Consider the following 21,420-nt stretch of genomic DNA (forward strand, 5'->3'; position numbering starts at 1 on the left):
AAAATGAAATACATCCACCTTATCCTTGTTCTAACATCATTTGTCTTTGTGAATTGCAAAACACAATCCAGTGATGATGAAAAAAATTCAGTTTTACTTTTGGCAGTCTTATCTGCCACATCTTGTTCTTTAGGAGATTCATTGAATGACCCTTGTGAACAGTACAGTGGTGGGGAAACCACAACATTCGACTCAACAGAATCTGCCTTTGATCTAGAAGCTGCGAATGTATTAGATGCAAGGAGGTCCATTGATTTCCAAGATGGAAATGCTAACTTTAATCGAACATGGTTACCAGCTGGTAATTCTTCTGTTGCGGGGCTGGGGCCAGTTTTTAATAACAGGTCTTGCCAAAGTTGCCATGTAAAAGATGGAAGAGGCCGCCCACCCGCAGACGGAACAAGTTTATCCTCCATGTTGATTCGTTTGAGTGTTCCAGGAAACAATCCAACAACAGGAGGTCCTGTTGCGATGACAAATTTCGGAACACAATTGAATACAGAAGGGATTACCGAATATGGAACTGGTACTCAAATTCCAAAAGAAGGAATTGTTACCATTACCTATACAGAAGAACCAGGAACCTTTCCTGATGGAGAATCCTACTCTTTACGAAAACCAAATTATACAATCACATGGAATGTGGGAGGTGGTGCCACTCAAATCAATGTGGCAAATCCTGGCCAACCTTACCACCCTACAAACAATGCTTCTGGATCCTATTTGATCTCACCAAGAACATCACCTATGATGCCGGGACTCGGTTTATTGGAAGCAATCCCAGAAACCACCATACGATCGTTTGCCGATGAATTCGATACAAATGGAGATGGGATTTCAGGTAGACCCAATATAGTTTGGGATACGAAACAAGCAAAAACCTTTTTGGGTAGATTTGGATGGAAAGCAAACCAACCAAACTTAAACCACCAAAATGCGAGTGCTTTTCTTGGTGATATTGGACTCACTACATCTATTTTTCCAACCGAAAATTGTGCAACAGGTCAAACCTTATGTTCATCTAGCCCCACAGGCAATGGAACAAATCCTGAAATTTCCAATGATCGTCTAGCGAGAGTTACATTCTATACAAGTCTGGTAAGTGTTCCTGGTCGAAGGGGATGGAAATCTGATGATGTGAGAAGAGGAAAAGAAATTTTCATTCAAATAGGATGTGCATCTTGTCATATCCCAAGAATCAAAACAGGAGACCACCCTATTCCTGAAATTGCAAACCAAGAGATAAGACCTTATACTGATTTACTCATCCATGATATGGGTGATGGTCTCAGTGATTTTCGACCTGATTTTAAGGCTAGTGGGAATGAATGGAGAACAACACCTTTATGGGGATTGGGACTCATCGAAAGAGTTAATGGACATGAACTTCTGTTACACGACGGCAGGGCAAGAGGAATTCAAGAAGCGATTCTTTGGCATGGTGGAGAAGCTGAACCAATCAAAAATAATTTTAAGTCATTATCCAAAGACCAAAGAACCAAATTAATTTCATTTCTAAAATCATTATGAAACAAAACAATATTCTATCAAAAATTATCTTCTATAGTTTCTACCTACTTCTGATCAACTGTGGAACAAAACCTGGACAATCCTCTGATAATGCCCAAATATTAGGACTTGTTGATACCTACTTCCGAAACTATTCAACTTCCAGTCTGTTACTGGATATTTCCAATAATCTAATCCTTCCTAAATATACCAATTTAAACAATAAAATCACAAATCTTCAGACAACTGCCAATGCATATGTAACAACAACTGATGTGACAAACCTTACTAATGTAAGAAATGCTTGGATGAAAGCAGATTTAGCATATCGGCAAATTGAATGGGCTTATTTTGGCCCCGCCTCCATTCCCTATAATGTGTATTTATATTTAGATAGTTTTACTAGATCCTATCCGATTGATCCAACTTCCATAGAATCCAAAATCACCTCTAATTTAGCACCTACTGGACTCCGAGTTGATGGTATGGATGCAGTTGAATACCTACTGTTCAAAGACAATGTTACAACTACAAATACAGCTTTTGCAGATACAAATCGGAAAACATATCTAACAAAACTCATCCAAGACATTAAAACACAATCTGGATTATTACTTTACCATTGGGATAAATCAAGATCTTCTTCCTTTTATAATTCCTTCACAAATGCGGGGAAAGGAAGTGCTGAATACCCAAATACAAAAGATGGTTTAACGGAAATTACTAACCAATTGGTATTTTTCTGTAACACAATGATTGATATTAAAATTGCCGAACCTTCTGGATTACGTGCAACCAATCTAGGAGTAAAAGATATTACAAAAGTAGAAACTCCTTATGCAAATTTATCATTAGACTCACTCATCCAAAACCTACAAGGAATTTCTGATTTAGGAGACGTAGGACTCTATCGATTTTTAGCTCTCAGAAATGATTCCATTGTCCCTAGGCTACAAGAACAAATCAAATCGACAATTTCATCCGTTAATTCCCTTAAATCAAAATATGGTACGTTCCAAAATGCGATCACAAATGGAAACCAAGATGTAGAGGCGATGTTAGGTGAATTCAAAGAACTCCGTGTGATGATCAGTACAGAATTAATTAGTTCTCTTGGTGGAACCATTGGAGCGAGTACAAATGACGGTGATTAAATTTTTTAATCAACCAGTCTCATCTTTATCCTTACAGTTTCTACGATTTGGTTATGGGCTAACAACGACGATTATCATCATTCGATACTTTTATTTTGGATGGATCCATACTTACTTCATCCAACCAACTTTTTTTTTCAAACATTTTGGACTGGAATGGGTTCCAAACTTACCACCTTCGTTCATTTACCTTTTATTTATCATTTTACTTTTGACTTCGATTGGGATTTTATTTGGTTATTTTGTTCGCACAAATCTTATGATTTTTACGATCGGATTCACTTGGTTTCATTTTATCGATGCAACTATTTACCTGAATCATTATTACCTGATATCAATTTTGGGATTTTTACTCTGGTTATCTCCGATCTCAAAGTATGACACACCGATCACAGGAATTCAAAATTGGATTCGAACTCCAATGCCAGTCACCAAACTATGGATTTATGCATTTCGATTACAAATTGGTTTGGTTTATTTTTTCGGTGGACTTGCCAAATTACAACCCGATTGGATGTGGGAAGCATTACCATTAAAACTATGGTTGTACCAATCAGAAGGAAAACTTCCGTGGTTTGACCCAATTCTTGGGTTACCTGTGACTGCTTATGTTTTCTCTTGGATAGGAATCCTGTTTGATCTATCGATCCCTTTTTTACTATGTTTCGCTCGGTTTCGATTGGTAACATGGAGTGTAGTCCTTCTCTTTCATTCATTTACCTCGTTTTTATTTCCGATAGGTGTTTTTCCAATTGTGATGAGTGTATCTTCACTTATCTTTTTTCCTGCAGACTGGCCAAAACAAGTATGGAATCGATTTTTCAAAGAGAAAGATCATAAAATTCAACTGGAAGACAAAGAAAATGAAATTCCATCAAATAGTCGTTTGTATCCAATTGAAGGGATTCTCATAGTTTTCCTTCTATTTCAAATTCTGATTCCTTTTCGCCACTTATTTTATCCTGGTCAGGTTACTTGGACAGAAGAAGGAATTAAATTCTCATGGCAAGTGATGGTAGCCGATAAAGTGGGTGAAGCCCTATTTTTTGTCCAAGGTAAATCCATTGATCCAAGGAACGAACTTACAGAATACCAATACAGAATGATGGTGATTCAACCTGAACATCTCATTCAATACGCCAAACACATCCAATCGAAAGCCGCAATCGAAACAGGCCAAAAAGACATACCAGTGTATGTTCAATCCCATGTTTCACTAAACGGCAAACGAACAAAACCCTTGTTTGCACCAGATGTAGATTTAACGAAAATCGAAATTAATTTTTTACCATTAAAAGGACTCAATCGATGAATACGTTCCGATTCCGTTTTCAATTACTTGTTATCCTCCTTTTCTTTCTTAGTCGTAACAATTACGCACAATCTGGGACAGAAGAAAAAGAACAAATTCCTCAAAAGAATGAAGGAATCCATGTCATTGGTAACAAAAAAGAAGACCTAAAAAAAATCCCAGGTTCTGCTTATATCCTCGATAATAAATACTTACAAGAAGCATCACCGACCGATCCAATGGAAGCGTTAAGGAGGGCTCCTGGAGCCAGTGTTAGGTTCCAAGACGCAGCAGGACTCACACCCAATATCGGATTTAGAGGGGTAAGTAATGAAGAATCAAGGAAAACATTAATCCTTGAAGATGGTATTCTCACATCTCTATCTCCTTATGGGCAACCAGAAAGTTATTACTCCCCGTCAATTGAAAGAATGGAACGAATTGAAGTGATTAAGGGATCTGGTTCCATTTTATTTGGGCCAAATACGATTGGTGGAATTGTGAATTTTGTCACCAAACGTCCGCCAGTTGAATCAACCTTTTATACAAAAAACGTAGGGGGCGAAAATGGATACCTTTCTACCTATAATTCCTATGGTAAAAGTTTTGGATCAAGTGCATTTGAAGTTTCTCTTTTAAGAAAACAAGGAAATGGATTTCGGAATTATCAAAATTTTGACGTAACAGAAGGAAATGTAAAATGGATTCAAGATTGGAATGAGAACCATACCACAACTATCAAATTAGGTTATCATATGCAAAATGCACAATCGACTTACTTAGGTTTGTCGCAAGGATTATTTTGGAAAGATCCAAGAATCAATCCTGCCAAGTATGATGAAAAACAATTAAATCGCAGCCAGACCATTATATCTCATAATTGGAAATTAACAGATGAACATTCCCTCATCATTCGAGGTTATGTTTCCCAAGCAGAAAGAAATTGGGCAAGGCAAGACTTTTTATCTGGAAAGACCGATGAAGGTGGATATTTAAATCCACCGACCGATACACTTAGAACATACTCTCCAGGCATCATTGGCAACCGACCTGGCGACAGTATTTATATGCGAGAAACGTACACAAGCAGAGACCAATCTTTTTTAGTTGGTGGTTTGGAAACAAAACTGGAATCCAAATTTTCAACCTTTGGTTTAAAACATGAAACGGACCTTGGAATCAGATTCCATGGTGAAAATAATCTGACACAAACAAATGTAAAAAAAACTGACGATCCATTAGGGTATCTAACCAAAGCGAGTCTGCAAGAGGAATCCCTTTCAAATAACTTATTACAACCTTCCTTACCGAATTTTAACCTAAACCGACAAGAAAGAAAAATTGAAGCCTTTGCCTCTTATTTCCAAGACAGGATCCAACTATCTGAGAATTGGAAATTGATTCCAGGGATTAGATATGAAGAAGTGAGACAAAAAGCAATTACCACTAGAAGGCAAGCGACACAAGAAGATTATAGATTAGGTGCTGTTTTACCCAATGATGTTTCTGTCAATAGAAGGAGTTCAAGTGAATCCAGAACTCATATCATCCTTCCTGGAATTGGAATCACTTACGATATCACAAAAAAGTTCATTTGGTTTTCGGGAGCTCATAAAGGATTTTCTCCTCCTACCTTTGGAACTTCCTTTAGCCCACAAGGTAATGACTATCGACTCAAACCAGAAACTTCTACAAATTACGAATCTGGCATCAGAGGTGATTTAACTTCCTATCTATACACAGAACTAGTTGGTTATAAAATGTATTTTCGTGATCAAATCATCAACGTGAACGAAGTTGGTGGAGAAAACGGGATTAGACCAGCAAACACTGGTTATTCTACCCATACTGGAGGTGAAGCAGTTGTTGTTTGGGATCCGGCAAAAATGCAAAAATCAGAATGGAGAGTGCCCATTGAGTTGATCTACTCTCGCATTGAAGCTAAATCGAGAAGTTTTAATCCTTTCCCAGTATCCCAAACTAGTGATGGACGTGAATTGATAGAGATTGTACCTGCTTATACAGTCAATAACTACCAATTCATCTCTAGTGATACAACTGGAAATTATTTACCCTATGTTCCCAAAGAAACAATTACAACAGCGATTTCGATTTCGTCACCACAAGGATATTATGGTCGTTTAGAATACCAATATATTGGAAAACAATATTCAGATTTACTGAACACGAAAGATGAATCGGAAGATGGAAATAAAGGGATCATTCCAAAAGTGGAATTATGGAATACAAGTTTAGGGTATCGATCTCCAGACAAATGGTCAGTCTTCATCAATGCTAAAAACATCCAAGATAAACAATATGTATCGGGAAGACTACCAACTGGGATCCAACCTGGTCCATTCCGACAAATCAATGTTGGTTTTACCTTGGAATTATAATTTGTATATATGAATCAAATTTCTATCAAAGTAAATAAGCTAATGAAATGAGATTAAAAGTACTTTCCGACTCGATCATAATTTAAAAGGGCAGATTGTACGGTTGTCTCTTCCCATGAATCAAGAACAACACCATTCCCTTTTAAATACACCAATACATCGTTTCGTTCTGCGGTTGGAATTTTCGTTAGTTCTTTTAAAACGAGAGACATACGTTTGGAATTTCGTTCCTTAGGAGTTAAATTGATTTCTTTTTGCAAATCATACTTATCTTTTAATTCCTGGCAAAAAGTTTCCCAAACATGGATGGAACTTAAAATAACCTCAAGTCGTTTCCTGTTTTCAATTTCTTTTTCGCTAATTTCTTCATTCTTTAGATTTCCGGAAACCATCATCATTCTTAGATAATAATACAAAGTATGGCTGTTTAGTAAAATCTTACGTATTTCATTTTCTCTTAAGTTTGAAAATATTCCGAGTAAGGTTTGCATAGTCATATTTTTTTCTTCTAAAAGATCAAAGTATGCTTCCCAAGTTTGAGGGTCTAAATTCGAAAGGAGATGAATTTTTAAAGTGGGATCACGATCCATCTCTTCACCAAGAGATAAAATTCTCAAACTTTGAGCGGAATCAAACATACTTCGAATTTGCAAAAAATAGGCATTGGAATCAAAATGATCTAATAAAAACTGTTTTCCATATCCAAAGTAAATGAATCTCATCAAAAGTTCTGGAGTGATGTTCGGATCATTTAGAAATTTTTTTGTCGCATCCTCAGTGCGTAACAACCATAAATATTCGAATACCAAGTCACAAAACTCAGTATCTGACAACATATGTTCAGCTAATGATTTAAGATCTTCACCTTTGTCAATGGAGGAAAAAAATGATAGAAGCTCATTTGGCGATGCGTTTTTCCAAAATTGAGAGGCCTTCCATCGCATGACTATTCATAATGTGAAAAACGAACAAAGTCAATTGAAATTTAGATAGTTCTTTTTTTTAGTATATTAATATACATTCCAATACGAACTAAGTAGAAGATTTTTACAAATTTTTCCCCTAGAACCAGTATTAATGGTCAGGATTGAATCATATGTATGTGGCAAAGCAACTATCTTGCCGTTAGGTGTCAATACTCCATCTCCCCATTTATTTCCACTACCAATTCCCGTATTATGTGTAGTATATGCTAAACTGACTGGATCAATTGCAAGTATATCTGTAATATCTGCCGGGATGGTGATAATCCTTCCATCGGCAGAAAAAATTCCACCTCTCCATTTACCTGTACCACCTGTTGGAGAAGTTCGAAGGGTTACTGAATCATTACTAGGGTCCAAAAAGATAAAATCAGAATCGTTTGAAGGAATACCAACTAACATACCATCAGATGTCACAACAGCATGCCTCCATTTTCCTAAACCTGTTTTTGGTGAAGGGATTGTATACGATCTTTCTGAATAAGGATCCAAAACAAAAATAAAATCAATATCAACGGGGAATGCATAAATTTTTCCATTGGGAGCAAGCACTCCCCCTTCCCACATATTTGATAATGAGAGTGGAGAAGGAATGGTGCGAACCAAATCTGTTTGTGGGTCTATGACTAAAATTTGATTTGCAGAATTGGGAATTCCATAAATAAGACCGTTCGGAGCAAGCACTCCACCACGCCACTTACCGACACCTGTTAGAGGGGAAGTTAAAAAATAACTTTGATTCGTGAGTGGATTGAACACAAGGATTTGGTTTGCATCCCTTGGAATTCCGTAGATTTTACCATTTGGTGCAAGTACCCCTCCTTCCCATTGTGCCGATCCAATCGATGTTGTATTCACATTGGATGAGGAATTTTGTGTTGGATCAATGACGAGAAGATCTGATCGATTATAGGGAAGAGAATACACTAACTCTTGGTTCGTAAGAACACCACCAAGCCATTTTGCTAAACCCGTTTCTGGTTGGGTGAAAGTTTGAAAACTCACTCCGTCAGTACCTAAGGCCGCTTGTTTTTTAAGTTCTTCCGCTACATACTTCCAACGACGAGGTTGGATGATCGAAAGCGGGTCCATTTCGCAAATGGATTTATTGGGGGCACGAGAACCACAAAATTCTCGGTCATCATCTGTGAGGATCCTTGCGAGATAAAAATCACGGAAGGATTCTGAGTTTGGATCACAACCATTCCCAAGTTTTGGGAATTGGCAATTTAGGATCATCATTGATACAGGGAGAATTAAGTATTTATAATATTGGTTTCCTCGAATTTCCAATCCAATCCCTCTAGATAGAATGATTCCAACCAAGATCCCAAATTTGTCAAATGAAAGAAATTTCTTTCCAAAGTGAAAACTGACTGATGTTTTTTACGGAAAACCAATCGAGAGGTATAAAATAAAATTAGATCGGTGTATCATAAGTAGAGTTAAACAAAATGAGACAACTAAGTTTACTACGAATTTAATTTCATTGACGTAGAGTAAAAAGACAATTTATTTGAGACGTCGTCATGATGAAGCCCCTTTCCTTTTTTGATTCCCTTCCTTTTTCTCAGGACTTGTCCCTAGTATACACAATCATTTATAAATAGAACGAAGATTCAATGAAATCAAATACAGAACATTTAAACCTATCGTCGAGTTCCCAAACGAACACTGGATCTGAAAAATTCCAAACCGCAAATTTAGCGAGATGTATCTATACTCTTGTAATGGTTTTGGTATTTTACCACTTCCAACTTCCTTGGATTGTTGTGATTGGTTCTGTGCATTTAGTTTTTTCCGTGATTTGGTTTTTACTCATTCATTTTGATATCTTAGTAGAAAAAGATGTTTGGTGGAGTGGTTACGTGCCAGCAACTTTTGATTTGATTTGGCTCACTGTCCTTGCATATGGAACAGGTCATATCACTTCATTTTTTATACTTGGTTATTTAGGTTCAATTGCTCTCAGTAGTATGTCACTGGATCGAAATTATGGCGTTTACAATGCATTTTTAGCAACTGTCTTATTTAGTGCCATGGGATTTTTTGTGTATTATGATGTGATACCACTTGTGAATATCTTAATGCCACCAGTAAAACCTACATTACTGAGTATCTTTATTTCGTCATTATTACTTGGTGGGAGTGCATTCATTGTAAATCAGATTGTTTCAAAATTGTTTTCTTCCTTAACAGATGTGAACGAAAAATTATTAGCAATTGCAATGACCGATCCATTAACAGGCATTTCAAATCGTAGGTCTTTTTTTTCCAATTTAGAAATTGAAATGGCAAGGCAACACCGTAGCACATCTCCCTATCCCATTGCATTCCTATTGTTCGATTTAGATCTATTCAAATCCATCAATGATACATATGGACATGAAATCGGAGACTTAGTACTCATCGAATTTGCAAGTGTCTTAAAATCTTCCTTACGAAAACAAGACTTTCCAGCAAGATGGGGTGGTGAAGAATTTTTGGTTTTATTACCAAATACTGATTTAGATGGAGCCATTGTGACTGCTGAAAAAATCCGAAGTGCCTTCCATTCCTTAAAGATACCAATCAATGGAAAAGAACTCCGATGTTCGACGAGTGTAGGGATCTCCATTCTGAGGGATCAAACAACGAATCCAGAATCTGTCATCAATCTTGCAGATGAATATTTATACGAGGCGAAACGAAAAGGTAGAAACCAAGTTTATTCTGAAAAAAATCTTTAATCATCTCATTTGCGGTTGTCAATTTTTTCAATTGGTCAGAAGAAATCCGTGATCTAAGATTAAGAAAGTTCTTTGACGAGACGATCAAATCCAGCATTTGTCCCTTCGATTCTACCTTGTATTTCGATCTTTTGTATTCCTTCCTCGGAAACTTCTCCAAGGAGTACAATTTGTTCAGTAAAAGTCATCTTAGTTCTACCTTCAATTAACGATTCAAAGATAACAGTAACCAAAGATACCGAAATCCGAATATCATTCATATACATTCCAAATGCATAAACGATTCTTTCGTTTGGAATGATATCATAATAGGTAGCATCAAAAACATGCCTACTTCCAGTAGGTGTGATGACTAAATTGGATTCTTTTCCACCCACTCGAAAATCCAAACTGAACTCTACAGTTTTCCAATCATCGTGGCATGAAAACCACTTACGTTTTGACTCAGGGTTCGCCCAAGCTGCAAAAACTTTTTCTTTAGATGCAGGTAAGATTCGATCAATGGTAAAAGATGTATTAGTGACTAACATTCTGTATTTTTTAGACTCCATCCGAGTTTTCTTCTGACGATTCGATTAAAAATTGACTCAATCGATCAAAACTACGATTCCAAGCAGACTTCCTTTCATCTAACCATGAATTGATGCCATTCAATTTTGAAAAATTTAATTCGTATGTCCGTACTCTTCCTGATTTATTGGATTGCACTAACCCACCATTTTCTAAAACTTTCAAATGTTTTAATACAGATGGTAAAGCCATATCCAATGGTTCGGCTAATTCCATAACGGAAGCAGATCCCAAACTCAATCGTTCCACCATTTGCAATCGACTCGGGTCAGCAAGTGCATGAAAAATTTGGTCTATTCCAGGTTCTTTCAGTGTCATATTAAAATCCATTCATTGTCGAAAATCGTAAAAAAATGTCCTTACTTTTTTTCTTTCAAAAATCTTTTTGGAATTTTATCAAAAAAAGGATACATATGAAAATATGGCTCTGCTTCATCTAACGTTCGTTTAACGGAATCTTTTTCCAATAATCTTTCAAAATAATTAGTTAGTTTTGGGTAACCATTGCGAAAACTAAGAAGCGTATCGGAATAAAACAAAGCAGGAACCGCGGAACATTCTGCCATAGTAAAGGTATCAGATACAATGTAGTTCTTTGTATCTAATTCTTTTTCTAACATACCATATGCGACAGGCAATCTTTCATAAGCACGTTCAACACCAAATGGATCTTTTTGTCCCTCAGGGCGAATGCGATCCAAAACAATTTTTTGCACAGAATCACTGATGTACAAATCAAAAAATCGGTCCCAGAGTCTCACTCCAATGGATTCTTGTGTTGGAGTTGGCAGCAAATTAGCAGTTCCTGGATAGTATTCGCTGATGTATTCAATGATGACACTTGTCTCAGGGATGATTTGGTTACGCATCCGATCTCTCAATAGTGGAATTTTCCCAACAGGCCAATAAGCGAATAATTCTGATCTAGATTCTTCCTCCGATAGGTCTACAAACCTTGGTTCAAATTCAGTTCCATTTTCATACAAGGCAATGAGGACCTTGTGGCAAAAGGAAGCCAGTGGGTGGTAATAAAGGAGCAGGTTTGTTGGGCTATTGTTATCCATTTGGCTAACTTTCTAACTCCAGACAGTTTGGCAATCCAAATAGTTGCCCAGATGGTTAAGTATCATCCTTTTACCACCGATTCCCTCCATTGGGGGCCAAAACACGAACATTCTGGCAAAAAAATACAATTCCTTGGGTTGTTTCTTTGCAAATCAAGTGGATCTGTTAAAGGGGGGAAGAGCACCTGCCCACGAGCCACTCCCCTCCTCCCTAACTCGGGTGGGGGATTTTAAATTCACGGACACATTATGTCTCATAACTCTTCTTTCCGCAGGGCGAGCCCCAGACACGATCCATCAAATTGCATTGGCTTCGTGTCGCTTGGGGCTTTTCGTATTCAGGGGCCAGGCTATCCAGGGCTTCGGTCGCAAAATGCGACCGCTTACGCGCCCTTTCTATCCTTCTCGCGTGTCTGTAATCTGATAACTCATTTACACCCAAAGAATCAATTCACCAACAGACTTCTAAAAACGATCGTTCTTTCCTCTGTGTTGTTTCGAATTCCAAAATCTCATTTGCGTGTTTCAAAGTGATATCAATGTCGTCCCAACCATTGCGGATCCGATTCACGGAAGCAGAATCCAATTGGAATGGAAAGTTATGTTCCCCAGCTTTCACCTCAAACGTTTCTAGATCGATTTGGATTTGTGCGATTCCTTGATTGGAAACCCATTCCAATAAAGAATGGATTTCTCTTTCTTGTAAACGAACGAGAGCGATTCCATTCTTAGCAGCATTGATTGAAAATATGTCTGCAAAAGAAGGAGCGATGATCACACGGAATCCAAAATCAGCAAGTGCCCAAGGTGCATGTTCCCGACTCGAACCACAGCCAAAATTTTTTCCAGCAATGAGAACACTCGCATTCATAAATCCCTCTTGGTTCAATATGAATTCTGGATTCAATGCCTTTCCTTCAAAATCTAAATACCGCCAATCATGGAATAAATGGGTACCAAAACCCTTTTTATTGATTAACTTCATAAATTGTTTGGGTAGGATTTGATCGGTATCAATGTCCTCTCTTGGAATGGAGACAACAACTCCCGTATGTTTTGTCCAATGATTTGCCTTCATGCGAATCTCCTCACATCTGTTAATTTTCCAGTCACTGCTGCTGCAGCTGCCATGGAAGGACTCACTAAATGTGTCCTCCCTCCTCTTCCCTGCCTTCCTTCAAAGTTACGATTCGAAGTAGAGGCACATCTTTCTCCTGGTTGTAAAACGTCGTCATTCATTGCAAGGCAAAGAGAACAACCAGGTTCTCTCCATTCAAATCCCGCTTCTAAAAAGATTTTGTCCAAACCCTCTTGTTCCGCTTGCCGTTTGACTCTACCAGAACCAGGAACCACAAGAGCTATTACATTCGGATGAACTTTTTTTCCTTTTGCCACTTCCGCAGCAGATCGTAAATCTTCAATTCTACCATTCGTACAAGATCCGATAAACACCTTATCGATGTTAATTTCAGACATTGGAGTACCTGGTTGTAAATCCATATACGCCAAAGCATTTTTTGCCGTTTCTCTTTCACGTATGTCCTGGAACTCTTCTGGATTAGGAATGAAACTTCCAATCGATATCGTCTGTGATGGATTTGTCCCCCACGTGACCTGCGGTTCAATCTTAGATAGATCTAATTCGATCTCTTTGTCAAAAATTGCACCATCATCAGAGAAATATGTTTTCCAATACTCGACTGCTTTCTGAAAACTTTCACCTTTAGGAATTAATTTTTTATCGCTTAGATATTCAAATGTTATCTCGTCTGGTGCGATAAGACTTGCTCTTGCGCCGGCTTCGATACTCATATTACATAAGGTCATTCGAGCTTCCATTGATAATGATTCAATCCATTCACCTGAATATTCTATCGTATATCCTCTTCCTCCGGAAGTTCCGATTTTTCCTATGAGGGCAAGGACAATATCTTTTGCCGTAATCCCAAATCCAGGTTTCCCAACAAATCGAACTAACATTGATTTGGTTTTTGCTTGTTTTAAGGTTTGAGTCGCAAGAACATGTTCCACTTCACTCGTTCCAATTCCAAATGCTAAGGCTCCAAAGGCGCCATGGGTTGCTGTATGAGAATCTCCGCATACAATGACTGAACCTGGGATTGTAAATCCTATCTCAGGACCAACAACATGTACAATCCCTTGACCTGGATCTTCTGGTCCGTACAATTGAATTCCAAACTCTTTGCAGTTTTTCTCCATTGTATCAATTTGTAAACGTGAGACAGGTCCCGCGGCATCTCTGTTTTTCCGGTCTCTAGTGGAAACATTGTGATCCACAACTCCAAAGGTGAGATCTTTCCTTCTTACATCCCGATTTTTATCTCTTAAACCATCAAATGCTTGGGCTGAAGTCACCTCGTGAAGGATATGCCTGTCCACATATAAAATCGTTTCCGAATCTGAACTTTCTATGATCCGATGGTTTTCCCAAATTTTGTCGTATAGAGTCTGTCCCATATTTCCCTCTTGCTAAATACAGTAACAAAAATTTGAATATAATGCAAATAAATTGGTTTTATGAAATATATAACTAAAAGTTATATGTATTTATGGAATTCCGTCAGATCATCTACTTTCTTGAAATCTCAGAATCAGGCACATTTCAAAAAGCAGCAAGCCGATTGGGATTAACACAACCAGCACTCTCCAAACAAATATTTCTTTTAGAAAAAGAATTAGGGATCACCGTTTTGGAAAGAGGAGGAAGGTCAGTTAGGCTTACTCATGAAGGTGAAAGATTCTATCAATATTCAGTTCGGATGAAGGAGTTATGGGAAGAAATTCAAAATGCTTTTTCGAAAGAGAATGAATTAAAAGGAAATTTTTCAATCTCTGCAGGTGGGACAGTATCCGCTTGGATCTTACCTCAAATCTTAAAAGAAATTCTAAAAAAAAGACCAGGGCTCTCTCTTTCCGTTCGCGAAGGAGACGCATCTGAAACCAAGGACGCAGTATTAAAAGGGGAAGTTGATCTTGGTATCTTAACAGGCCCCATTTCGGAACCAAGTTTGAATGTATTGGAATTTTTATCTGACAAAATTTATCCAGTTGCAGCAAAAGACCATCCGATCTTCCAAAAGACAAAAATCAAAATTGATGATTTAAAAAAACAACCTTTTGTATGTTTCCATCCAGGATCAGCTCTGAGAAAAGCTGTCGAAAAAAAGATCAAATCATTTACAAAAGATTTTGGTCCAAACATAGCAATGGAACTGAGGAGTGTAGAATCCGTCATTAAATCATTAGAAGCAGGACTTGGGATTGGATTTTTATCTGAATATTCAATTAATTCAAAATTGAAAAAAATTAAATTCGAAACCTGGAACACCGAACGAAAATTTTATCTCTGTTATCGCAAAAAATCAGGACCAACACTTGCTTTCCTCGCGGAAGAGATTCTCAAATCAGCAGAAAAATGGAAATTGGAAATGGAATAAATGATCAAATGAAATTAGAGAAATCGTCTAACTGATTTTATATGAAATCAATTAGATAAAGTGAGTTATTGTTCCACACAGATTAACTGCTGGTTACTCAAATTACAAGGATCAGGAGTCCAACCTGCAGTAATGTCAGCAATCAAAGTAGAATTTCCTTGCCCCATAACACCCGTAAATGATCCAGTTGCACTCCTCCATAAATCATAGGTATTACTTGTATTGGTTGTCCAATTGGTATTTAATCCAGTCCAATACTTTGAGTTGACTGAGAATCTAATGGTCAACGCAGTCACGAATAATCCTGCGGAATTTGTTGTGCTGATATTACCTTCTGATTGGCGATATGTCCGATTTGGTGCAAAAACCCAATCGATTTGTCCATCACCTACATTGGCAGTGTTCGATGCGTTTCTTGTTACACCATCGACTACCATCGCCTTATAATTTCCGGTTCCAGGATAATTCCCATCAGCCATACAAGAAGGATCAAAATTTTTCGCACTTCCCGGGTTTGGAGGGTATCCAGACATCGTTAGGAAAAGATTACAAGGATTACAAGTGGGGGCACAAGAAACGGAAACCGTAGTTACATCCGAATTTTTAACTACGCCATCACCGTTGGTAACCGAACATAAAAAACCAGCAGGTTGGCTAGATACTTTTACCGAATACGAAGATCCACTGGTAAGTATGTTCATAAAATAAAAATTTTTGCTGCCGTTTTCAACAGGCAAGGTAACAATTCCATTGAGAGAAAGTTTTAATCCAGAACTAATTAATCCTGTTACTGATCCAGTGACTGAATAAGGGATAATGTTTGATATATAATCTTTACCACAAAGTGGAGAGTTATCCTTAGCAAAGATTTTCGAAATTTGTACTTCTTTAAAAGTATCTGAATTTGGATCACAAAGATTATTATTTTCTTACGCCTTACAATCTTTTAAAATCAGAATCAATAAACAAAATTGGAAGAGGAGAACTAAAATTCTTTGTCTGTTTCGATTCATTTTGAAGCCTAACTGAAATCATTTTTGATTTCGCACTCCTATGCAATAAATTATTGCTTAGGAGTGGATTTTATTCAGAGGAACTGTGATCGATTTGTAGTAAATTATACGTAAATGCATACGTTTCGTCTAAAAATTAAAGCGATAATTTGCACCAATTTGTACGTAAGTGAGAATCGTCTTTGAATCCAATAAAATGGGAATGAGGATTTGTGGAGCATATATTTTCACTAGAATTTGAGATGGATCAGAATTTCCTCCTCCTTCATTTTCAGTGATATAACCCGATCCTAATTTGTTTTTTAGAACCATGTTACTTGCTTCCAAAAAGAAACTGACATCACCTTTGATTTTTGTAGAAAATTTTACATTCACTTCTGTTCCAGTAGATTTCCATTGGTAGTCCAAACCAAATTGCCTATATTTAAAAGGTGAAGTTTCGAAACCAAATTCATTACTCCGAAACGAAGAAGGTCCTTGCATATCCAAATGCAAAATCTGCCCTTGTAGAGAAAAACGATCCCAAAATTTCCATTCGTATCCAATCCCTACGCTATACCCTTTGAGTGATTGAGTCGAATTTCGGAAATCTGCTCGAGATGGATTATTACCTGTACTTGTCAATCCACCAATGCTTGATACCTCTTGGTTACTCTTTGTCCAAATACGTTCCACTCCAGCAACGATTTGAAAATCAAACAATGGATGTGGATAAGGCGTAAAACCGATTCTCGTTGATACCTTTTGGAACTTTGTATCTCCGTTACCAAATAACGCATTCGTTGATTTTTCACCACTCGAGGATGAACCACTTCCCCCACCAGATGAGATCGTTTGGAATCCACCTATATTAAAATTTCCATTTGCTTCCGTACCTCGGATTTCAACCGTAAAACGATTCCAAGCATAAAACAAACGGGGAGTGAAACTGTGATTTTTTGTTTTGTATGGAGTGGACTGAAGCTCAGCTCCACCACCACCAAATAGAAGTCCCGCAATTTGAATGGTTTGAAAGAAAGGACGGAGTTCCATCTGGTTTTTACCACTCCCCATTCCCAAGGAAGCTTCTAGATAATGGCGTTTTGCATTTGAAAGTTGTTCTTCTCTTTTTTTGAGTTTTTCTTCTTTGGTTTTGAGTTCTTCTGCTTCCTGTTTTTGTTTTTCAGCAAGTTCCTTCTCTTCTCTCAGTTTTTTTTCTTTCTCAGAAGGCTGAGGGTCTTTTTTAAGAGCCGCAGAATCTGTTTTCCGCCCATAGAAAACTTTTTGGATCAATGACTTTGGGTACACCTTCGTATTTCCGTCTGCTAACTTGATTGTAACAGAATCCTTATCTTGGGCTAAAACGGATCCTTCGATTTTTTCTCCAGACTTAAACAGAATGGTTTCACTCTGAAGGGAGGCATTGGCGAAAAGAAAAACGAACCATAATAAAAGTAAATATTGTTTCATAAAAGGGACAAACGGATACCTAATGTACATTGATTGTAACACAAAATCCAAATACTGCAATTCGATTAAAGAAGTTTGGGAACAATTTCATAGTAAAAATATGAAACCGATGGATTCAATTTAAGTTATCAATTTTGGTAAAAAAAGACAATCACTTACATTCTCAAAGAGATAAGAACTCAGTAAAAACAAAACCAAAATATTAGGACGATGCAGAATTGCGAAGACTCACTGATTGATTTTAGGGAAAGTTCCTAACAAAACCGCAATCAGTGAGTAAACAATCACCTTTACAGAAACCATTACTTAGAAATTCATGGGGGGAATTTTATTTTGAAAAATTGACAGAAAAAAAAGCAAATTCGACATTCAAATTTTGATCTCTTATGATAGATTTGTCTGTTATGAAGCCACTAACTCTCTTCGTTTTCACTTTCCTATTCTTTGCTTTCCTAACCAATCAAGCGCAAACTGAAAATGCATCGAACGAACTCAGAAAGAAGCATTTCCGCTTAAATCATCATGGTGTAGCACTCGATGGTTATGATCCAGTTTCCTATTTTTCGAACAAACCGACAAAAGGGAAAAGTGAAATCATTAGTCAGTATAAAGGTATTATCTATTATTTTTCCTCGTTCGAAAACAAACTTAAATTCGAAAAAAATCCAGAAAATTTTGAACCTGAATATGGTGGTTGGTGTGCTTATGCAATGGGAGAGAATGGAGATAAAGTGGAAGTGGATCCGATGAGGTATAAAATCATCAACGGAAAAATCAACTTATTCTATAATGGAATTTTCGGTGATACCTTAATCCCTTGGAATGAAAATGAAAAAGAGTTAATTCCTAAAGCAAATGCAAATTGGAAAAAGGTGATGAAATAACGATCCTTGGGTTATTGAATTTGAATCAATTAAGATTTCCTATAGAATATGGATGATAAAATTCTAGTTTATCATCCATTCGAACTGTTCAAAAAAAAGAAGGTCAACGACTCACTTGTTGAGTTGAGTAAGCGATTCCAAATCCATCGCCCACAATGATATCTGGGAAAGTAGTCGAAAGCGCAATTTTAATGATGGCTAAATGATGGACTGCATGTTCATTACAATATGCAAGTTCACGTAAACTTGTACTCGCAAGTAACGGTCTTTCATTTTTATCATGAGTGGAAACTCGAATCGAAATCGGGATGTCGACAAATCCTTCAACCAATTCTTTTTGGATAAAACCAATCATTTCCAGTGCAAATTCTGGATTTTCTTCTAACTGCTTTGACCTTTTCCTCTGATCAAAATCGATTTCTCCACGTTTTAAGCCAAAAATAAATTCCTGAAAAAATTCTAAAATATGACGTATGTGCTGCGAAATACTTCCATGACTTAAAATAGGAAGGGGCATAGAAAATTCTTTTTTCGAAAGTTGTTGGATTAACTCCGAAATAGAATTTGTAATGAGTCGAGATTCTTCGACAAGGATCATATTTTTTTCTTCAACTGTTGCAAAATTTTAAACACCATTTCTCGTTCGCAGTATAAAAGAAAAGAACAACCTATCAAATTAAACATTGCGAGACTAAATAACAATCCATGGTCTTGTGATACCTCAATGCCTATGATAAAAATATGTGCTAAAATAGCTCCCAACATTGTAAAAAAACCAAGCAGTGCACCTAACCAAACAATTGTTGGAATCAAAAACAACAAGACAATTAATAGTTCAATGAATCCAGATCCAATTCTTCCCCACGGTTCTATACCTAGTGTAGAAAAAATATAAACAGATTCTTCTGCTCCACTAAATTTAAAAAATAAAGTCTGAAAAAAAATGACACCAACTGCCAATTTCACTAAATTCTTTATCCAAGAAATATTCATATTACGAAGGCATTCCAAATTTAGGCTTAAATTGCATTTTATACATTCTTATAGTATATTGTTTTATCTCGCAAATACAATGGACAAACTGGAAAAATTTATGTCAATTTTTCCTAATTCGAAACGCGGAAGGAGATTTCCCTGTGATTTTTTTAAATAATTTACTGAAATGACTGGCATCTTCAAACCCTAATTCCTCTGAAATTTCGTTAACTGATTTAAGAGTGAATAAAAGCATACGTTTTGCTTCTAAAATAGTCCTTTGGTGGATTGTTTGAAGCGGAGGATCTAATTTTGCATAACGAAACAGTTCTGACAATTTTTTAGAAGATAAATTTAACATAAATGCGTATTCAGAGATTTGTTTGTATTTTCTAAAATTCTGTTCTACTAGTAAATTAAATTTACGAATGGTTTCAATACTTTGATAATCACCTTGTATTCCTACAATATGATTTCGTCCGATTCTTGTTAGTCGTATGATTAATATTTTTAATAAACTTACTAACATTTCCCCATGTAAACTATCACCTTCTTCAAATTCTTTTTCGAATAAATCTACCAATTTTTCAAATGCAACTATATCCCTTAGAGGTATCTTCAATACAGAAAAATTTTGCGCCCCATAAAACAAAATCCCATTACAGGAAACTTCATGATCATGATCACGTATGCAATAAAACTCTCTATTGAATACAATTGCTGTCACTTTTTGGTCATTGCTAGGGAACTTAATATAATTTAAGGCAGTGAGTGTACAAAATGTATTCTCTTTTAAGATAACTGTTTTTTCATCACAGTAAAATTTAAATTGCCCCTTCCCTCGGTTCCATATAATACGGTTGGCAGTAGGATTTCCGAGAGATTTCTCTAGATCACCCATCAAATCATTGGTAAAATAAAAATAGGAACCAGTAAGTGGGTCACTTAATTCATAGTGTATAAACTTTGAATTTGGATTCATACAATCGTTATAGAATCTGTAATATATTCTTTATATTTCGAAACATCCATCAACCCTTCGATCCATATATTTGTTGTTTCATCACAGTTTCAACTTCTTCAAAGTTTTTTTGAGTTCGTTTGCCTTTGTATGCCAAACGAATTGTTAAATCAGAATCGATTAAAAATGTTGCTGCTTGTGCAAAATCATTTGGCTGAATGCGCACTCCAAAATATTGACAAAGTTCCAATGTAGAATCACTAGCAAACAAAAAATTCATAGGATTGAGATTCAACCAACTTCTTAGAGCATGGATTGGTTCAGTTGATACAACGATCACATTACCTTCTTTTTCATTCAAACTTGTTGCCCATTCAGATAGATTTTTCAAATGGATTTGGCAAAAGGGGCACCATGTTCCACGAATGAAAACTAATATAAGTGGTCCCCTTGAGATGATTTCTGAAATTTTAATTTTTTGATTTGAAGTTAAAATCAACTCCCAATCTTGTACCTTGTAATCAAGAGGAAGTGGTTGAATGGATGAATCAACACTTCCATCAAATTGCATCATAAACCAATCTTTAAGTTTCATAAGTTATAATTTCCGGAATGATTAGCCTATCAAAATCAAGTTTTGAATTGAATTTTTTGCCTTTTTTGTCACCCAGCAATAAAACTCTTTTCTCTTACATACAATTAAGAATTTTTGAATTCAGAATTCATAGTCAATTTATTTACCCAACTGTGATTTTTTTAAAAATTTTGGCCATTCTTCAAAATTCGCAAAACTGCCTAATCCTTACATGAATTGCCATGGAATTCAATCAATCAGTAGAACCATTCTCGAAAAAATAAATTGCGAAAGTTAGAGTTGCAAATCCAGTTGTTTGGAAGACTATGTGAGAATCTTTTACCAAGCACATGACACACAAAGGTTCGAAATTGAATATAATGTCCAGTATCGAAACGAACAGAGTT

20 protein-coding genes are annotated in these 21,420 nt (G+C 36.6%); 7 read left to right on the plus strand and 13 right to left on the minus strand.

The genetic code is table 11. The features are described from left to right. The first annotated feature begins 3 nt into the window (after window positions 1–3). From ND855_RS10495 to ND855_RS10510, 4 genes are read left to right on the plus strand one after another with little or no spacing between them, the layout of a single operon-like run. Complete coding sequence (locus ND855_RS10495) at window positions 4–1,530, plus strand: di-heme oxidoreductase family protein (RefSeq protein ID WP_265358292.1); 1,527 nt, start codon at window positions 4–6, stop codon at window positions 1,528–1,530. Continuing rightward, on the plus strand, window positions 1,527–2,663 hold the full coding sequence (locus ND855_RS10500) for an imelysin family protein (protein WP_265358293.1): 1,137 nt from the start codon (window positions 1,527–1,529) through the stop codon (window positions 2,661–2,663). The genes ND855_RS10495 and ND855_RS10500 overlap by 4 nt, the downstream gene beginning before the upstream one ends. Continuing rightward, entirely contained in the window at window positions 2,650–3,975 is a 1,326-nt protein-coding gene (locus tag ND855_RS10505) for an HTTM domain-containing protein (RefSeq protein WP_265358294.1), read from the plus strand. Before ND855_RS10500 ends, ND855_RS10505 begins: the two co-directional genes overlap by 14 nt. Then, window positions 3,972–6,353 carry a TonB-dependent receptor family protein gene (locus ND855_RS10510; protein ID WP_265358295.1) on the plus strand — a complete coding sequence of 794 codons (2,382 nt, stop codon included), beginning with the start codon at window positions 3,972–3,974 and terminating at the stop codon, window positions 6,351–6,353. The genes ND855_RS10505 and ND855_RS10510 overlap by 4 nt, the downstream gene beginning before the upstream one ends. 53 nt (window positions 6,354–6,406) lie before the next feature. Here the strand turns inward: ND855_RS10510 and ND855_RS10515 are convergent, their stop codons facing one another. Together ND855_RS10515 and ND855_RS10520 are read right to left on the minus strand one after the other, a co-directional pair. Beyond that, on the minus strand, window positions 6,407–7,297 hold the full coding sequence (locus ND855_RS10515) for an LBF_1199 family protein (protein WP_265358296.1): 891 nt from the start codon (window positions 7,295–7,297) through the stop codon (window positions 6,407–6,409). A 66-nt stretch (window positions 7,298–7,363) separates the two neighbouring features. Then, a complete protein-coding gene (locus ND855_RS10520; RefSeq protein WP_265358297.1) occupies window positions 7,364–8,629 on the minus strand; it encodes an NHL repeat-containing protein in 1,266 nt (421 codons plus the stop codon). Window positions 8,630–8,958: 329 nt separating this feature from the next. Here ND855_RS10520 and ND855_RS10525 point away from each other — a divergent pair, with 329 nt between their 5' ends. Next, the gene (locus ND855_RS10525; protein WP_265358298.1) at window positions 8,959–10,065 is read left to right on the plus strand and encodes a GGDEF domain-containing protein; all 1,107 of its coding nucleotides are present in this window, start codon (window positions 8,959–8,961) and stop codon (window positions 10,063–10,065) included. A 59-nt stretch (window positions 10,066–10,124) separates the two neighbouring features. Here ND855_RS10525 and ND855_RS10530 read toward each other — a convergent pair whose 3' ends face one another. The 5 genes from ND855_RS10530 to leuC all read right to left on the minus strand — a co-directional run bounded on the left by ND855_RS10530 (window position 10,125) and on the right by leuC (window position 14,177). Then, window positions 10,125–10,616, minus strand: a complete 492-nt coding sequence (locus tag ND855_RS10530) for an SRPBCC family protein (RefSeq protein ID WP_265358299.1) — start codon at window positions 10,614–10,616, stop codon at window positions 10,125–10,127. Beyond that, entirely contained in the window at window positions 10,606–10,953 is a 348-nt protein-coding gene (locus ND855_RS10535; protein WP_265358300.1) for an ArsR/SmtB family transcription factor, read from the minus strand. Before ND855_RS10535 ends, ND855_RS10530 begins: the two co-directional genes overlap by 11 nt. Before the next feature lie 41 nt (window positions 10,954–10,994). Beyond that, a complete protein-coding gene (locus tag ND855_RS10540; RefSeq protein ID WP_265358301.1) occupies window positions 10,995–11,699 on the minus strand; it encodes a glutathione S-transferase family protein in 705 nt (234 codons plus the stop codon). 451 nt (window positions 11,700–12,150) lie between these two features. After that, window positions 12,151–12,777: a 3-isopropylmalate dehydratase small subunit gene (gene leuD / locus ND855_RS10545; RefSeq protein ID WP_265358302.1), complete on the minus strand. Its 627-nt coding sequence runs from the start codon at window positions 12,775–12,777 to the stop codon at window positions 12,151–12,153. Beyond that, window positions 12,774–14,177: a 3-isopropylmalate dehydratase large subunit gene (leuC, locus tag ND855_RS10550; protein ID WP_265358303.1), complete on the minus strand. Its 1,404-nt coding sequence runs from the start codon at window positions 14,175–14,177 to the stop codon at window positions 12,774–12,776. The genes leuD and leuC overlap by 4 nt, the downstream gene beginning before the upstream one ends. Window positions 14,178–14,269: 92 nt before the next feature. Here leuC and ND855_RS10555 point away from each other — a divergent pair, with 92 nt between their 5' ends. Next, the gene (locus ND855_RS10555; RefSeq protein ID WP_265358304.1) at window positions 14,270–15,157 is read left to right on the plus strand and encodes a LysR family transcriptional regulator; all 888 of its coding nucleotides are present in this window, start codon (window positions 14,270–14,272) and stop codon (window positions 15,155–15,157) included. 65 nt (window positions 15,158–15,222) lie between these two features. Here ND855_RS10555 and ND855_RS10560 read toward each other — a convergent pair whose 3' ends face one another. Both ND855_RS10560 and ND855_RS10565 read right to left on the minus strand, forming a co-directional pair. Continuing rightward, window positions 15,223–15,858 carry a DUF1554 domain-containing protein gene (locus ND855_RS10560; protein WP_265358305.1) on the minus strand — a complete coding sequence of 212 codons (636 nt, stop codon included), beginning with the start codon at window positions 15,856–15,858 and terminating at the stop codon, window positions 15,223–15,225. A gap of 441 nt (window positions 15,859–16,299) precedes the next feature. Beyond that, window positions 16,300–17,619 carry an LA_0442/LA_0875 N-terminal domain-containing protein gene (locus ND855_RS10565; protein ID WP_265358306.1) on the minus strand — a complete coding sequence of 440 codons (1,320 nt, stop codon included), beginning with the start codon at window positions 17,617–17,619 and terminating at the stop codon, window positions 16,300–16,302. A gap of 404 nt (window positions 17,620–18,023) precedes the next feature. Here ND855_RS10565 and ND855_RS10570 point away from each other — a divergent pair, with 404 nt between their 5' ends. Then, window positions 18,024–18,503 carry a YHS domain-containing (seleno)protein gene (locus ND855_RS10570; protein ID WP_265358307.1) on the plus strand — a complete coding sequence of 160 codons (480 nt, stop codon included), beginning with the start codon at window positions 18,024–18,026 and terminating at the stop codon, window positions 18,501–18,503. 103 nt (window positions 18,504–18,606) lie between these two features. On the opposite strand, the gene ND855_RS10575 is transcribed toward ND855_RS10570, so the two are convergent. The 4 genes from ND855_RS10575 to ND855_RS10590 all read right to left on the minus strand — a co-directional run bounded on the left by ND855_RS10575 (window position 18,607) and on the right by ND855_RS10590 (window position 21,034). Further along, on the minus strand, window positions 18,607–19,101 hold the full coding sequence (locus ND855_RS10575) for a DinB family protein (protein ID WP_265358308.1): 495 nt from the start codon (window positions 19,099–19,101) through the stop codon (window positions 18,607–18,609). Next, entirely contained in the window at window positions 19,098–19,496 is a 399-nt protein-coding gene (locus tag ND855_RS10580) for a DoxX-like family protein (RefSeq protein ID WP_265358309.1), read from the minus strand. The genes ND855_RS10575 and ND855_RS10580 overlap by 4 nt, the downstream gene beginning before the upstream one ends. A gap of 103 nt (window positions 19,497–19,599) precedes the next feature. Beyond that, on the minus strand, window positions 19,600–20,460 hold the full coding sequence (locus tag ND855_RS10585) for a helix-turn-helix domain-containing protein (protein WP_265358310.1): 861 nt from the start codon (window positions 20,458–20,460) through the stop codon (window positions 19,600–19,602). Window positions 20,461–20,509: 49 nt separating this feature from the next. After that, window positions 20,510–21,034 carry a peroxiredoxin family protein gene (locus tag ND855_RS10590; protein ID WP_265358311.1) on the minus strand — a complete coding sequence of 175 codons (525 nt, stop codon included), beginning with the start codon at window positions 21,032–21,034 and terminating at the stop codon, window positions 20,510–20,512. Window positions 21,035–21,420 lie beyond the last annotated feature (386 nt).

This window comes from Leptospira paudalimensis, assembly GCF_026151345.1.
Lineage (GTDB): Bacteria > Spirochaetota > Leptospiria > Leptospirales > Leptospiraceae > Leptospira_A > Leptospira_A paudalimensis.

Coding starts and splice junctions, on each gene's coding strand:
- ND855_RS10510 (WP_265358295.1), top strand. CDS start 3,972: ATGAATACGTTCCGATTCCGTTTTCAATTACTTGTTATCCTCCTTTTC.
- ND855_RS10525 (WP_265358298.1), top strand. CDS start 8,959: ATGAAATCAAATACAGAACATTTAAACCTATCGTCGAGTTCCCAAACG.
- ND855_RS10585 (WP_265358310.1), bottom strand. CDS start 20,460: ATGAATCCAAATTCAAAGTTTATACACTATGAATTAAGTGACCCACTT.
- ND855_RS10560 (WP_265358305.1), bottom strand. CDS start 15,858: ATGAACATACTTACCAGTGGATCTTCGTATTCGGTAAAAGTATCTAGC.
- leuD (WP_265358302.1), bottom strand. CDS start 12,777: ATGAAGGCAAATCATTGGACAAAACATACGGGAGTTGTTGTCTCCATT.
- ND855_RS10575 (WP_265358308.1), bottom strand. CDS start 19,101: ATGATCCTTGTCGAAGAATCTCGACTCATTACAAATTCTATTTCGGAG.
- ND855_RS10570 (WP_265358307.1), top strand. CDS start 18,024: ATGAAGCCACTAACTCTCTTCGTTTTCACTTTCCTATTCTTTGCTTTC.
- ND855_RS10530 (WP_265358299.1), bottom strand. CDS start 10,616: ATGGAGTCTAAAAAATACAGAATGTTAGTCACTAATACATCTTTTACC.
- ND855_RS10580 (WP_265358309.1), bottom strand. CDS start 19,496: ATGAATATTTCTTGGATAAAGAATTTAGTGAAATTGGCAGTTGGTGTC.
- ND855_RS10505 (WP_265358294.1), top strand. CDS start 2,650: ATGACGGTGATTAAATTTTTTAATCAACCAGTCTCATCTTTATCCTTA.
- ND855_RS10565 (WP_265358306.1), bottom strand. CDS start 17,619: ATGAAACAATATTTACTTTTATTATGGTTCGTTTTTCTTTTCGCCAAT.
- ND855_RS10495 (WP_265358292.1), top strand. CDS start 4: ATGAAATACATCCACCTTATCCTTGTTCTAACATCATTTGTCTTTGTG.
- ND855_RS10590 (WP_265358311.1), bottom strand. CDS start 21,034: ATGAAACTTAAAGATTGGTTTATGATGCAATTTGATGGAAGTGTTGAT.
- leuC (WP_265358303.1), bottom strand. CDS start 14,177: ATGGGACAGACTCTATACGACAAAATTTGGGAAAACCATCGGATCATA.
- ND855_RS10540 (WP_265358301.1), bottom strand. CDS start 11,699: ATGGATAACAATAGCCCAACAAACCTGCTCCTTTATTACCACCCACTG.
- ND855_RS10515 (WP_265358296.1), bottom strand. CDS start 7,297: ATGCGATGGAAGGCCTCTCAATTTTGGAAAAACGCATCGCCAAATGAG.
- ND855_RS10535 (WP_265358300.1), bottom strand. CDS start 10,953: ATGACACTGAAAGAACCTGGAATAGACCAAATTTTTCATGCACTTGCT.
- ND855_RS10555 (WP_265358304.1), top strand. CDS start 14,270: ATGGAATTCCGTCAGATCATCTACTTTCTTGAAATCTCAGAATCAGGC.
- ND855_RS10500 (WP_265358293.1), top strand. CDS start 1,527: ATGAAACAAAACAATATTCTATCAAAAATTATCTTCTATAGTTTCTAC.